This window comes from Bartonella sp. AA86SXKL (genome assembly GCF_042196885.1).
Genome location: NZ_JBHIRE010000010.1, coordinates 20,890 through 35,702 on the forward strand (window position 1 = coordinate 20,890; position 14,813 = coordinate 35,702).

10 protein-coding genes and 1 pseudogene are annotated in these 14,813 nt (G+C 35.1%); 5 read left to right on the forward strand and 6 right to left on the reverse strand.

What is annotated here, in order from left to right; translation table 11 throughout:
- Positions 1-88 precede the first annotated feature (88 nt).
- Positions 89-1,447: a Na+/H+ antiporter NhaA gene (gene nhaA / locus ACFIO5_RS05750; protein ID WP_375636598.1), complete on the forward strand. Its 1,359-nt coding sequence runs from the start codon at positions 89-91 to the stop codon at positions 1,445-1,447.
- A gap of 2,586 nt (positions 1,448-4,033) precedes the next feature.
- Here nhaA and ACFIO5_RS05755 read toward each other — a convergent pair.
- Entirely contained in the window at positions 4,034-5,290 is a 1,257-nt protein-coding gene (locus ACFIO5_RS05755; RefSeq protein WP_375633544.1) for an aspartate kinase, read from the reverse strand.
- Positions 5,291-5,479: 189 nt separating this feature from the next.
- Between ACFIO5_RS05755 and ubiG the strand changes: the two genes are divergently transcribed.
- Complete coding sequence (gene ubiG / locus ACFIO5_RS05760; protein ID WP_375633543.1) at positions 5,480-6,223, forward strand: bifunctional 2-polyprenyl-6-hydroxyphenol methylase/3-demethylubiquinol 3-O-methyltransferase UbiG; 744 nt, start codon at positions 5,480-5,482, stop codon at positions 6,221-6,223.
- Between the two features lie 20 nt (positions 6,224-6,243).
- Here the strand turns inward: ubiG and grxC are convergent, their stop codons facing one another.
- Complete coding sequence (grxC, locus tag ACFIO5_RS05765; RefSeq protein ID WP_375618441.1) at positions 6,244-6,498, reverse strand: glutaredoxin 3; 255 nt, start codon at positions 6,496-6,498, stop codon at positions 6,244-6,246.
- Between the two features lie 47 nt (positions 6,499-6,545).
- A complete protein-coding gene (locus ACFIO5_RS05770) occupies positions 6,546-7,331 on the reverse strand; it encodes a ComF family protein (RefSeq protein ID WP_375634703.1) in 786 nt (261 codons plus the stop codon).
- A gap of 195 nt (positions 7,332-7,526) precedes the next feature.
- Between ACFIO5_RS05770 and ACFIO5_RS05775 the strand changes: the two genes are divergently transcribed.
- Positions 7,527-8,405 carry a class I SAM-dependent methyltransferase gene (locus ACFIO5_RS05775; RefSeq protein WP_375655207.1) on the forward strand — a complete coding sequence of 293 codons (879 nt, stop codon included), beginning with the start codon at positions 7,527-7,529 and terminating at the stop codon, positions 8,403-8,405.
- A 7-nt stretch (positions 8,406-8,412) separates the two neighbouring features.
- Here ACFIO5_RS05775 and ACFIO5_RS05780 read toward each other — a convergent pair whose 3' ends face one another.
- Positions 8,413-9,768: an L-cystine transporter gene (locus tag ACFIO5_RS05780; RefSeq protein WP_375612078.1), complete on the reverse strand. Its 1,356-nt coding sequence runs from the start codon at positions 9,766-9,768 to the stop codon at positions 8,413-8,415.
- Between the two features lie 1,022 nt (positions 9,769-10,790).
- Between ACFIO5_RS05780 and ACFIO5_RS05785 the strand changes: the two are divergent.
- A pseudogene (locus ACFIO5_RS05785) lies at positions 10,791-11,021 on the forward strand (type ISP restriction/modification enzyme); the annotation flags it as partial.
- A gap of 1,123 nt (positions 11,022-12,144) precedes the next feature.
- On the opposite strand, the gene ACFIO5_RS05790 reads toward ACFIO5_RS05785, so the two are convergent.
- Together ACFIO5_RS05790 and ACFIO5_RS05795 are read right to left on the reverse strand one after the other, a co-directional pair.
- Positions 12,145-13,518: a glutamate--cysteine ligase gene (locus ACFIO5_RS05790; protein ID WP_375612076.1), complete on the reverse strand. Its 1,374-nt coding sequence runs from the start codon at positions 13,516-13,518 to the stop codon at positions 12,145-12,147.
- Between the two features lie 68 nt (positions 13,519-13,586).
- The gene (locus ACFIO5_RS05795) at positions 13,587-14,330 is read right to left on the reverse strand and encodes a 16S rRNA (uracil(1498)-N(3))-methyltransferase (protein ID WP_375634705.1); all 744 of its coding nucleotides are present in this window, start codon (positions 14,328-14,330) and stop codon (positions 13,587-13,589) included.
- Between the two features lie 235 nt (positions 14,331-14,565).
- Between ACFIO5_RS05795 and ACFIO5_RS05800 the strand changes: the two genes are divergently transcribed.
- A complete protein-coding gene (locus ACFIO5_RS05800; RefSeq protein ID WP_273790383.1) occupies positions 14,566-14,709 on the forward strand; it encodes a hypothetical protein in 144 nt (47 codons plus the stop codon).
- Positions 14,710-14,813: the final 104 nt, after the last annotated feature.

Consider the following 14,813-nt stretch of genomic DNA (forward strand, 5'->3'; position numbering starts at 1 on the left):
TTTTCTTTTGTATGATACAGAAGGTATCATACAAAGTCATTTATACAGAGAGTATAGAATCTAAAATTGACGATGCTTGGAGTTGTTCATGTCTGATTTATCTTCAAATCGCCTGCCTAATCGCGTTTCTCGTGTCACTAATCAAGCGCTTTCTGCTATCGAGCGTTTTCTCCATATTGAAGCTCTTAGTGGTGTTGTTCTTTTATTAGCTGCTGCTGCTGCACTTATTTTTGCCAATTCTAAATATGCTGCTTTCTATGAATCTTTTTGGCATACACCTCTTGGCTTTAATTTGGGTCATTTCACTCTTTCATGGGATTTACATTTCTGGGTTAATGATGCCCTTATGACTATTTTCTTTCTCGTCGCTGGAATGGAAATTCGACGCGAAATTCATGAAGGTGCTCTTGCCGATTTTAAACAAGCAATCTTACCAATTGTTGCTGCAATAGGGGGCGTTTGTGTTCCTGCAATTATTTACTTTATCTTCAATTTTAACGAAGGACATATCCGCGGTTGGGCTGTGCCAACAGCAACAGATATTGCCTTTGCTCTAGGTATTCTTGCTCTTCTAGGAAAAAAAATTCCTTCTAATCTTCATATTATTCTTCTATCATTAGCAATTATTGACGATATTATCGCTGTTCTTATTATTGCTTTTTTCTACTCAACAAACATTGATCCTAGTGGTTTAATGATTGCAGGAGCGGGTATTGCTTTGGTACTATTTTTTCAGTGGATCGGGCTTGCATCAGCATGGCTTTACATTTTACCTGGTGCAATCATTTGGTGGGGTTTAATGGTAACAGGCGTTCACCCATCGCTTGCTGGCGTAATCTTAGGGATGATGACTCCCGTTCTTCCTACCCGTACTCTTGTAGCGCCACTCACCATGCTCAGTAACGCTATGCAAATTCTTCAAGAAAAAAATACAAAAACAGATCTGCATCATATTTCAACAGCATTGAAAAAGATGCGCAAAGGACAACGGGCCATGATCGCCCCAGTAACACGTGTTCAAAAAGCATTGCATCCATGGGTTGCATACGGTATCATGCCAGTTTTTGCCTTCGCAAATGCAGGAGTAAGTTTTGCAAACTTTGATCTTTCTTCTGACAAATCATTCTTGATTGTTCTGGGTGTTGTCATTGGTCTTTTCATCGGTAAGCCTCTTGGTATTATCACTGCCAGTTATATAGCTGTAAAATCAGGGATATGCCGCCTCCCCCCTCATATGACCTGGACAGGCGTTTTACTCATTGGTTTTTTAGCAGGAATTGGCTTTACAATGTCTATTTTTGTTTCAATGCTCGCTTTTAAAGATATTATTCTGCTTGATGCGGCAAAAATTGGGGTCCTCTGTGGCTCTGGTTTATCTGCTCTTATTGGTCTGGGATATGGATTTATTTATATTAAGCGCAATAAAGGAATTTCTCATAGTTCCTAACAAACTAACTGAAAATACATTTTTATGCAGAACTTTTAAAAAGCGATTTCGCTCATTTGTTGGGTTCGGACGATATTTAATGTAAAAGCTGTTGTCTCGCCTCATCTTTACACTTATAAAGGAGAAAACTAACATCATCATACTATTTACGAGCTTCTAATGTTGAAACACCTTTGACTCTTAAGAAGTCTTATAAGAGATATTTTATTCCTTTCTTCAATATTCTTTTACTCATGCACCAGCTCCACTCATGTTGTGCACAGAAATAATTTTAATTGTTTCAATATAAAAGGCTTCGTGGTTTCATAAAAGCTGCCTTTCGTCGAGACTATTATTCACTATAAAGAAAAAATTAATTATTATGAATCAATATCTTATGTTTAATTATACGAAACAGATAAGAATAAGCAAAGTTCAATAATCAGTTAAGTAATTCCATGGTTTATTTTTTTCCAATAAACCACCCTCCTCGTTACTGATTTTATTGCCGGTATTCTAAACAACTTTAATTTTATCTTCTTAAAAAGCACATTATTTTTGGGTAAAAATATTTAATTTATCATTATAAATCTTGAATGAAATTCAAATATCGTATGATTTTTTCATTTCAAATCTGTACATGATGAATCAATCAAGACTATTCGCTTACACGTCACAAGCCGAAGAGAAATATGGATTATTGAGGAAAGAAATAAGAATGCTTCATCATATCCATACAAGAGCTGTTCAACACGAAAACTAAAAATTAAATGATGACGACCAACTGACACCTTTGATCTAAGAAGGAGATGGGGGCCCAATAAATTTTACGTTACACCATCCACAAACGCCGTAATGGGCTTGGGGAGAAATATTTCTTTAAAACAAGCGCGTAAATTGGCACTATAATAGCGTTTTTTTTACGTGAAAGGCATATATGATTTAATAACGCAATAAACAAAAACGTGAACCAATGTGTAATATCCATTATTTAAAAGATATTGCTGTCAACCCCTTTGAAAGTTGTAAAGCAGAATTAAAAGGAAGTTGTAAAATGGAAGTTGGTTTTCACTTTTATGGCTTCATATTCTCCCCCAATTAGGTTTTATCTCCATTTCAGAAATTACCCCAACAGGTATACGCAACATCCTTGTTCCTATCTGGCATACAAAAACAGGAGTTGCTCGTAGTCCTCTTACCCGTCTCAATATATATCGTCAAACATGCATCTACGCTGATATTAGATATTGATACAGGTAACAAAAAACAAAAGATTTTTTTGGAATAACAACGTCATAACATTACTACTAGATTGACAATGGAGTGGAAAAATATTCCCGTTTTTTATCATCGACACATCGCTTGTCTCACTCCATGAAAGAATTAAACTTGAAGCATGCTTCCATAGGGAGCACTCTAGTTTACGTAATTAACTCGCGGGAAAAAAGAAAATCCTAGTCATTTAGACTATTCTAAAACATATGATTGGTGGAAAAATAGAGCATATATATCGTTGTTCTCCCCTTTTTTCGCTCTTATTTGATATTTATTTTCTTTTTGTTTAAAGAGCTCGCTCTATATTTCTTGATACCATAAAATACTCTTCATAGATAATTTAAAAAGCAATATTTTCGAGACTTTCAAATTATACAACGCCACATAAAATACAAGAAGAGTTTTGCTTACAAAGACCACCATTTGCAAAATATGTAAATATGATAAGAAACTAGCACAATATACTGCAAAAACGAAAGAATGTATTTCATGTGTGATTGGCAGTATGACACAGAAAATACTTATAATAGAGTAGTTAAGGGAAGAAAGTTAACCTAAAGAACATATGGAGGTATCAAAACTTTGAAAATCTTAATCATAATTCAAAAAAGAGAAATAGACATGAAAAAAAATTTAATTAATAAAATCATAAAAGCAACACACTGTAACATTATCATTAATTTTGATCTATATTTACATGATTTTATGAAAAGTACTTCTGAATAAGCTATAAACGCATAAGATATGGTAATTTTATAACTTATAGTGCAACATAAATATTGTCTATAAAGATATATTTTTTTATTGCCTCATAATATGGAAAAAATTAAATTTTCAAGATATACATAAAGTCATAAACAATCATTTGATGACAAACTAAACATCTCTAGAAAATACATCATCAATTCTATTTTTGGTAATTCCGTCACTAATCCAATGAGCGCCCATTTCTCTAAGATTTATAATATTAAATCTGTATTCACGAGGCTGTCCCTCATGTAACATGCATTCTTTGAATAAACGCAGTGCATTGTTCCTTAGTTCTATTAAGGCTTATCGTATAAGTCTTCTCCATCCCACTCTATAGGTTCTAAAACGTTTATAGACGGCATATTTTATATCCCTTCTTAAACAGAGTTTTTTACCTAAACATCTTTCTCTTGTAATATATAAGTGACCATTTTAAATTCATCATGAACAAGTTTAAAATAAGAGAGTTCTGCTGTATTAAATATTCCATTTAAGTTTAAAATATAAATTATCCTTAACAAAAATTATTAATTATATATTAAAGCTTTACGTTATTGAAACTCTGTTGAAACTAAAAAATACTTATCCCTTATCAAGTGCATAAACAGCATGTAATGTTCTAACCGCAAGTTCAGTGTAAGCACTATCAATCAAAATAGAAATTTTAATTTCTGAGGTCGTAATTGCTTGAATATTAATACCCTTTTCAGCCAAAGCCTTAAATGCTGTAGCGGCAACACCTGCATGACTACGCATTCCAATACCAATCACAGATACCTTGGCGAGATCGCTTTCAAATTGGAGAACATCAAATCCAATTTCTTTGCGATTCTTCTCAAGAAGTGTAACGGCTTTTTCTACATCTGATGATGGTACCGTAAAAGTCATATCAGTTTTTGAGCCATCTTCAGAAATATTTTGCACAATCATATCAACATTAATGCGTTCTTCAGCCAAGGGACCAAAAATTGCTGCCGAGATCCCTGGACGATCAGCAAGCCGCCGAAGGGAAATTTGTGCTTCATCCTTAGCAAAAGCAATACCAGTAACATTTTGTTGTTCCACAATTTCATCCTCATCGCAAATAAGTGTTCCAGAAGAACTCATTGGATCCTCCATGCCTAACGCATCAGGATCCTCAAAACTTGAACGCACAAAGGTACGAACCTTATGAACCATTGCCAATTCAACAGAACGAACCTGTAAAACCTTTGCACCAAGAGAAGCCATTTCTAGCATTTCTTCAAAAGCTACTTTTGGTAAACGACGCGCTTTCGGCTCTATACGTGGATCCGTTGTATACACACCATCCACATCTGTATAAATATCACAGCGATCAGCTTGTACAGCAGCGGCTATAGCAACAGCACTTGTATCTGATCCCCCACGCCCTAAGGTAGAAATCCGGTTATCCGGAGATAACCCCTGAAAACCAGCAATAACGGCAACCTGACCTTCCTGAAAACACTCGATTAAAAAAGATCCATCAATATTAGTAATACGTGCACGGCCATGCGCATTGTCTGTATGAATAGGAATTTGCCAACCAAGCCATGAACGTGCATTCACCCCCATTTCTTGAAGTGTCAAAGCCAACAAACCTGAAGTAACCTGTTCACCAGAAGCAACCACAACATCATATTCACGAGCATCTCTATGCATAGAGGAAGCATCACTTGTCCACTGAACAAGTTCATTTGTTTTACCAGCCATCGCAGATACGACAACGGCTACCTCATTGCCTGCATCAACCTCTCTTTTGACATGCCGTGCAACATTATGAATACATTCAATGTTTGCTACAGATGTTCCACCAAATTTCATGACAATGCGCGCCATTAATAACACTCTTACCTTTACATCTCTTATCTCAAACAGTAATGAGAATTAGATGCTGTATCAATTAACCATTTTCTCGACATAGCGAATATCTATCATTTGTGCAAGTTTCATTATGATTATATTAATTTCTCTTGACTTTGTATAAAATCTACTTGACCTGATCATTAAAAATAAAAGGAAGGCAACATGATCGATGAAACACAAACAACTATTGATCAAAGTGAAATTGATCATTTTTCACGTATTGCTACAGAATGGTGGAATCCACAAGGAAAATTTCGACCTCTTCACCAATTTAACCCAACACGCCTTGCTTACATCAGAGAAAAAATCTGTTTAGAGTTTAATCGTGACCCTTCTTCACTTACGCCCTTTGACAATTTGAAAATTCTTGATATTGGCTGTGGAGGAGGCTTGTTATGTGAACCAATGGCACGTCTTGGTGCTATGGTTGTAGGCGTTGATGCTGCACAAACAAATATTGAAGTCGCAAAAACCCATGCAGCTCAAAATGACCTTTCCATTGATTACCGCACGACGACAGCAGAAGTACTTGCCAATGAAGGAGAAAAATTTGATATCATCCTTAATATGGAAGTTGTTGAACATGTCGCTGACGTTAATCTCTTCATAGCAGCTACAGCAAAAATGTTGAAACCACAAGGGTTGATGTTTGTCTCAACACTCAACCGCACATGGAAAGCATGGGGGCTTGCTATTGTAGGCGCTGAATATATTCTACGTTGGCTTCCTAAAGGAACCCATGATTATAAAAAATTCCTAAAACCTCTAGAACTTAAAAATTTCTTATCAAAAAACGCTCTGACTGTCATTGATGAGATAGGTATTACTTATAACCCATTAAACGACAGCTGGAATCGCTCAAAAGACATGGGCGTTAACTATCTCCTTCTTGCAAAACGGTCTTAAGAATATGTAATTTACAAATATTATATGCCTTGTAATAGAGAATTCAGCTTTCCCTCAGCCTCTAAAGCATAAAGATCATCACAACCGCCAACGTGATAATCACCTATGAAAATTTGTGGAAATGTATTACGTCCATTTGCACGCTGTACCATTTCTTGGCGAAGGGATGTGGAAGCATCAATATCTGTATACTTTACGCCTTTTTTATTAAGCAAATCACGTGCTTTTGTACAATAAGGACAACCAGGACGTGTATAAATTATTATCTCTTTCATAGTATTATCCTCCAATATTTTTTAATAATATTCATTTTAAATTCCTCTTAAGAAGAGGGAAAAATAGAATCTTCTTTGAGAACACGCGAAAATGTTAGCACATCAACCTGTCGTGCACCTGCATCTTTTAATGCAGCAGCTGCTGCTGTAACTGTTGCACCCGTTGTAAATACATCATCAATCAGCAAAACAGAACATCCTTTGAGATATTTTTTAACTTTATGCGAAACCTTAAAAGCATTTTTTACGTTAAGTTTTCTCTCTCTCGAAGAAAGACTAACCTGCGGACGGGTATGCCGACAACGAACAAGCCAACTCGGTTTTAAAAGCTTTTTTTGTGATGCTGCAATATAACGTGCAAGCTCAGCAGATTGATTATAACGCCTCTCCCAAAAACGACGAAAATGCAATGGAATGGGAATAATAACATCACAATCATCAATAACCTCGCGTCCAGCAAACATCATCCAATTGGCCATAAATGATGCCAATTCTATATGATCACCATATTTTAAGCGCGTTACTAAAGTTCGTGCAAGCCCTTTATGAACAATGACTGAGCGAACACGTGAAAAAGGATGAGTATTACGGAGTGCTTCACCACTAAGAAAACCTTCCCCCATATCACAAACAAAAGGAGTCCCCATAACAGGACAATAAGGTTTCGTGATAAATTGAAGTTCTTTCCAACATTCGGAGCAAATCGTACCATAAGTAGAAACATTTTGCTTACATCCAGGACAAATTGGTGGATAAAGCATCGTTTTCAAGCGTTCAACGAACTTACTTAGTATATCTCCGCTATTTAACGCCGCTTCTCGAAAATACAACATTATAAATTTAGGCTTTTACAAGTTTCCCTTAGAACAAAAGTTCCTTTGTATTTCCTCAATTTATAATTTTAATTCCTTTAAAAACTCTTACCTTCTATAAATTTATTTCTTTCATATTATAAACTTGACAGAGCTTGCACAAATAATGAACCTTTTCAAAATATATTCTTTCATAGATCGAAAGTGTTCTACAATATGTCGCATCCTTTAATTTTTGATCATAACCGCATTGAACAATTCCGAAAACGTGCCTTTCAAAAAGCAAAAAAAGGATGTGACTTTTTACTCTCTCACATGGCAGAAGATCTCTATAAACGCCTTAGCACTGTTGATCGCCTCTTTACATTAGCTCTCGATTTACACAGCCATACAGACCTTGCTGCGCAAGCTTTAATGAAATCTGGAAAAGTTTGTTCTATAGAACGCATTGAGACCGATCCGCTTTATCAAAGCCATGATAAAAAATTTCATTTACGTCATCGAGAATTTCTTGATTTACCTCAAAGTTACTGTGACCTTATTGTTTCACTTCTTTCATTACAATTGACCAATGATACCCCTGGTGTTCTAAGCCAGATAAAAAATACCCTTAAACCAGATGGCTTATTTCTTGCTGTTATGGCAGGAGCTGGCACATTAAGAGAATTGCGCGAAAGCCTGCTGCAAGCTGAAAGTGAAATTTATGATGGAGCAAGCCCTAGGGTCTACCCTTTTGCCGACATTCGTGATGCAGGCGCTCTTTTACAGCGTATTGGCTTTGCCCTTCCTGTAGCAGACGTTGAAGATATCACAATACGTTATAATACAATGTTCGACCTTATGCACGATCTTAAAGCTATGGGAATGCAAAATGCACTCATAAATCGTTCACGACGCCCTGTATCCAAACGTTTTTTTCTCCGCGCAGCTGAAATCTATGCACAACGATTTAGTGATCCTGATGGACGTATTCGTGCACATTTTTCTTTCATCTGGCTCTCTGGTTGGGCTCCTCATCCCAATCAACAAAAACCGCTCCAGCCTGGTTCAGCGCAAATATCTCTTACAGATGTTTTACAGCCCCAAAAAATATAATCTAAAATTATTTTTTAAAAATACTTTTATCTGTTGTCCGTAATATTTGACTGGTGACCGTTCCAGCTATCATTGAATCGCTCACGTTTAGAGCAGTACGTCCCATATCAATTAGCGGTTCAATAGAGATAAGTACAGCAACCAAAGTAACAGGAAGCCCCATAATTGGTAACACAATCAATGCAGCGAAAATAGCACCTCCCCCCACACCAGCAACACCAATAGAACTCAACGTTACAACACCAATAAGCGTAGCAATCCAAGTAGGATCAAGAGGATTAATCCCCATAGAGGGTGCAATCATGGTCGCAAGCATCGCTGGATAAAGACCAGCACAACCATTTTGTCCAATTGTTGCCCCAAAAGAAGCTGCAAAACTCGCAATGGATTGTGGTACACCTATCCACTGTGTTTGCGCTTCAATATTCAAAGGAATACTTGCAGCACTTGAACGACTGCTAAAAGCAAATGTTAAAACCGGTAAAACCTTTTTGAAAAAACGAAAGGGATTAATCCCAGAAATACCAAGCAATACACCATGAATTCCAAAAATTAAAATAATACCGACATAAGAGGCAATGATAAAAACCAGTAAATTTAAAATATCTGTAATACGCGATATTGCTCCTACTTTCGTCATAAGTGCAAAAATACCATAAGGCGTCAAAGCAATCACAATACGGACTAACCGCATAATCCAAGCTTGTGCCACTTGAATAAATAAAAGCGCTTTTTCTCCTTTTTCTGGCTCATCTTTCTTTAAAAGAAGAACCGATGCACCTAAAAATGACGCAAAAATCACAACACTAATAATTGACGTACGTTTAGCTCCACTCAACTCAGCAAATGGATTTTTAGGAATCATAGACAAAATCATCTTTGGTATATTCATATCTCCAAGTTTAGAAATATGACCTTCAAGAAGAGCAGAAACATTTTGCCCTTCATGCACCAAACCATCGGTTGTTAATCCAAAAAAATTAACCACAAGCACACCAACCAATGCTGAAAGAGCCGTTGTAAAAAGCAATATTGAAATTGTTATTATACTCATCTTTCCAACAGCATAAACAGAATGTAAATGAGCAACTGCTGAAACGATAGAGATAAAAACCAGTGGCATAACAATCATTTGCAACAATAAAATATAGCCCTCACCGACAATGTTAAACCATTCAACGGATTTCAATAAAGTGCTTTCACCCTCTCCATAAATAAACTGCAAAACACTTCCAAAAATCAAGCCAAGGATAAGCCATAGCATAACACGTAGTGAAAGACTCCATTGCATTTTCTTACTTTGAGAAACCAACAATAAAAAAATAACAAATAGAAATAAATTGACGAAAAAATTAAATGTCATTGTCTATGCTCACTATTATTATGGTTGACATAAATAATCTGCATAATTCAAAATCAATGCATGATATTTAAAATTAACCTATAAAGCTTACAAGGCTTTTACAAAATCATTATTTTTTTAATTTATAGATTAAAAGAGAATTTTTTATCTACTAATAAATGTTTAAAGAAAATAAATAAAATTATTTTCTTATTATTTAAATTTTCACTCTCATAAAATAGTTAAAAAAGAAAAATATAAGCAACATTCATTGCATCTTAATACTGAATAATTCCAGCATATCTTATCCTATAAATCTCTTTACCTCTCTCTTTTTCTATTTGAACTGAAGCGAGCTTTCCAAGCAAGGATGAATTAACAATCGAACATTCATGATTTTTCTAGAAAATACACCAACAAGCTACTTCTGCTCATTTTATGGACTGCACTCTCAATAGCTTTGATCAGCACTTCAAATATAATTATTTTATTGAAAATACTTTTTATACATTCTTTCTTTGCTCTCAATGAAAGCTTTTTTATTTTTCAAAACTCTTTTTATAGTCATAAAAAGGCTTTGAAAGACAAGATGTTGATTTATAATGATAATTTACTGTTTTGCATATTAAATGAGAATCCCGAATAACGTAAGATTCTCTCATTTCAAACCTGTTTATCTTGAATCAATCAAAATCATTTGCTTGCACGTCATAAGCAGGGCTGGCCGTATGGGTAAAAATGTATAAGAAAGGAGTAGAAATACCTCTGATGAAACATCTTAGTGCAAGAGCTGTCGCAACATTGGAGAGCGGAGCTTGAGCAGCAAATATAAATAATATGATTGCTTTTTATAATAGCGCAGTAAAACGTTTTAACGATACCTATTCATATGCTGATCGAACAACACGTGCACGTGCTGTAGATAATTTTGTCACTTTAGATATAAAAAAGATAAGTTGGAGTTATAATGTTACGCAAGAACTAATAAGAAGAAAGGTTTTGAATTTGAAGAGGCATGCCTCACTCAGAGTTCATATCATCCTTTTACGCAACAGTGGTTTTATTATAATCGGAATCTCAACGATGGAATTTACCAAATGCCTCGTATAGTCCTGATAGGACAAAAAGTTGAAAATAGGATGATACAAATTACAGGCATAGGAGCACGAAGCGTTTTTTCTGTATTGATAGCTAAGAATTTGCCTAATCTAGATGCAATAGATACAGGTCAATGCTTTCCACTGTATCTTTATAAAAACGTTGAATCTCTGTAACTGTTCATGATGAAAAACAATCCCATTTATTTGCAAATTCAATAAAGGAAAGAAAAACATCTGGTTTACAGAGGCGTGATGCCATTACGGATGAAGGACGAGCACATTTTAAAGCTGCTTATCCTAGTGGAGCATAACAAAGACGATTACAAATTTCTAGATAATGAAAACAATGGAAAAGACTGAGGATATATGATTACAATGAGAGGCTTTAAGCCTACAAATATTATAAATTTTATGAATAGTACAGTTTAAAGCATTAAAAGCAGTCTTACAGTAGATTTACAATGTATGGGGATAATTAATTGCCTATAATAAGTTGCGCTCATACTGATAAAGATTATTCTGCTATAGAAATGTTGTGCTTTTTTGAATTTTTGTGCGTATTCAAACACTCATTCGTTACAAGCTCAATCTCTTTATCTCGTGCCTCTTTATCAAGAATAATAGTATTTTAATATAATACCCCTTTGCATACAAATAGTTATTTCTTATCTATGAATAGCTTATAATTTCATATAACTCTATGAAGATAATATTTTTTATTTATCAATATTTAATGATGTAATTAACACATTCATTATATATAATAATCTTTATTTCTATCTATTTACATAATATATTTCTTTTTTTTATAAAAATAAAATTGAGTTATACATACATAGATCTATCGGTATTTTTTCTACTGTCTTTTTAGCGCACTGAAAGATTGATATCGTAATTTTTGTATAATAAAATACTCTTTCATATAAGCATTGTATATTGAATTATAATAATTGACTATTAACCGCAAATTATATTTTTTTATCCCTTTTAAAAGTGAAAAATATTATTTTCAGACCTATTCATAAGTAGATGAGCCAAGTGAATAAAAAATGTTTGATAATAAGCTTTATCTCTTATGAACTATCTTTTGTACAAAGGGACAACATTATGATTACGGAAATATCGTGATATTATTGGGTATAAAAATCACACTCCCCAAGAAATTTTTGTATTGTATCCTTTCCGTTATGAGAAATGTTAAAAGCAAGGTAGGATATGCTCTCTAGAGCAAATGAGTAAATGAACCACCACGGTGATATGCATTTTTTAAAAAATAGGAAGTATCTTTGCTTCAAATTTAATAGGCACATTCTAAAAATAAAGGTTCTACAGACTCATTCCAAATAGAATAGTAATGGGACAAAAATTTTTCAGCATCTGTTTGTCCCATTGCAACAACCTCTTCTAGAGGATTAAGAAAATTTGTTTCATCAAAACCATTCGTATCATACTGTTTGCGATTTTTTAAGCCTTTGCGAGCAATAGCGAGAGCTTGACGTGCTAACTCTAAAAGAATAGTTTGACGAAAAGGAGTTCTTAGCCCTTCTTTAGGAACGCGTTGGCGCAACTCTAAAACTTCTTCAAAACACCAATCTTTTGTCAAAGCCTCTGCCTCATTAAGTGCTTCCCTATCATAAAGAAGCCCAACCCAAAAAGCCGACAACGCACAAATGCGCTTCCAAGAACCACAATCAGCTCCCCTCATTTCTAAAAATCTTTTTAAGCGGACTTCAGGAAATAACGTTGATAAGTGATTAATCCAATCTCCCATGTTTGGAATTGAATTTGCAACTTGTCCTTTTAATGCTCCATTCATAAACTGACGAAACGTTATGTGTGTACAATCATAATAACGACCATCACGCACAACAAAATACATTGGAACATCAAGGGCCCATTCAACATAATCAGCAAAACCAAAACGCTCAGAAAATACAAAGGGCAGAACGCCTGTCCTCTGATTATCCGTATTACGCCAAATTTCAGAACGCCACGATAAAAAGCCATTTGGGCGCCCTTCTGTAAAGGGCGAACTTGCAAATAATGCCGTTGCAATGGACTGTAACTTCATGGATACTTGCATTTTTCGCCGCATATCACTTTCAGATGAAAAATCAAGATTAACCTGAACTGTTGATGTGCGATACATCATATTAAGACCATTATACCCCACTTTAGGCATATAATCAGTCATAATCTGATAACGTGATTTAGGCATTCGCGGCGTTTCAGCTAAAGTCCACTTTGGACTAGCTCCAAGACCTAAAAAACCTATACCTAATGGTTCTGCAATTTTTTTGAGAAGAGTTAAATGCTCCATCAACTCGTAATATGTATGGCTTACTGATTTTAATGGTGCACCAGATAATTCAAATTGTCCCCCAGGTTCCAAAGAAATGGCTCCCTGATCAACTGATCCTACGAGCCCAATAATATTCTCTTCATCTAAAATAGGTTTCCATCCTAAGGCGCTTTGCATCCTCTCTAAAAGCGCTCGGATTCCCCTCTCTCCTTCATAAGGAACAGGGTGAAAACCATCTCTATAAAACGGAAATTTTTCATGTTCTGTACCAATGCGCCAATCATCTTCTGCTTTATACCCCCCTTGGAAATAGCTAACCAAAGAATCTAAGTTATAAATTTCACTTTCATCAGTTATATCAAGCGCCATAACTTACCGTATCCTATAATTGGTATCATCATCTTAAATAAATTGTTTAGAATGATTTTACAGATTTCTCAATCCATTGCCCAATCCCCCACGGTAGCATTAAGAAGAGCCAAAGCAGCAACAGCGGCAGTATCAGCGCGTAAAATACGCGGACCTAGTGATATTGGAAACACAAAAGGATGTTTTTTTAAAAAGCTCCGCTCTTCTTCACTAAAGCCACCTTCCGGTCCAATAAGAATACCAGGTGTTGTAACGTCACGCTTTTTAAAAGAAGGTAATGGATTATGCAATTTATGCTCTTCATCACAAAAGAATAAAGGCTGTGTCTCATCCCACTGTGCTAAAAGTTCTGCTAATGATAGAGCCGATACGCATTTAGGAAGAGATAAAATTCCACACTGTTCAGAAGCTTCAATAACATTGGCTTCCATACGCGCCATATTGATACGCGTAACCTGCGTATGATGCGTTATAACAGGCTGCAAAATCGATACCCCCATTTCAACAGCTTTCTGCACCATATAATCCAACCGCGCATTTTTGAGTGGAGCAAAGCAATAAATAAGATTGGAATGCGTCGTTTGTAATCTTTCTTGATGGATAAGCTGAACCACAACAAATTTTTTCTTAACAGTGATAAGTTTAGCAAGCCACTCACCATCCTGTCCATTAAAAAGTAAAATTTCTGCTCCTTCTTTCATACGCAAAACATGCATAAGATAAGAAGCTTGTGCCCCCTCTATCTTTATTTCTTCATTCAAAGCCAATGTCTGTCGGATAAATAATCTTTTAAGTTTATAATTTATGCGCATAAAAATTTTGCCAATGCTCACTATCGTCATCGAGAAAATGAAGAAAAATATATAGCAAAAAGAAAAAATTATATCTATAGAACTATAATATATTAAAGAATTATAGAGTTTTTTTAGCTTTATGAGATAATAATAGGAACTTATAGATCCTTAAGTGATTCTGCTTTCATAAAAGTTTAAATAATGCACCATTCATCTTTGCATTCAGTCATTGATGCATCCGTGGAGGAAAAATATGTCTGCTAAAAAAGCTACAATTATTACGATTACAACCCTCTTAGCCTTTATTTTGATTACAGTGGGAATTGGTTCTGTTGGAGCCGACGGGAAGCATACAATTACCAAAGATGGCTATGGTATTTCTTCTGCGATTCAATAAGCACTGGCCAACATCCTCCTTAAAATTTTAATGTTTTTTAGCAATTTTTATAAGATTAGCACCGATATTATGAATCTCTTGTATTTGAAAGATTCCATAAGAAG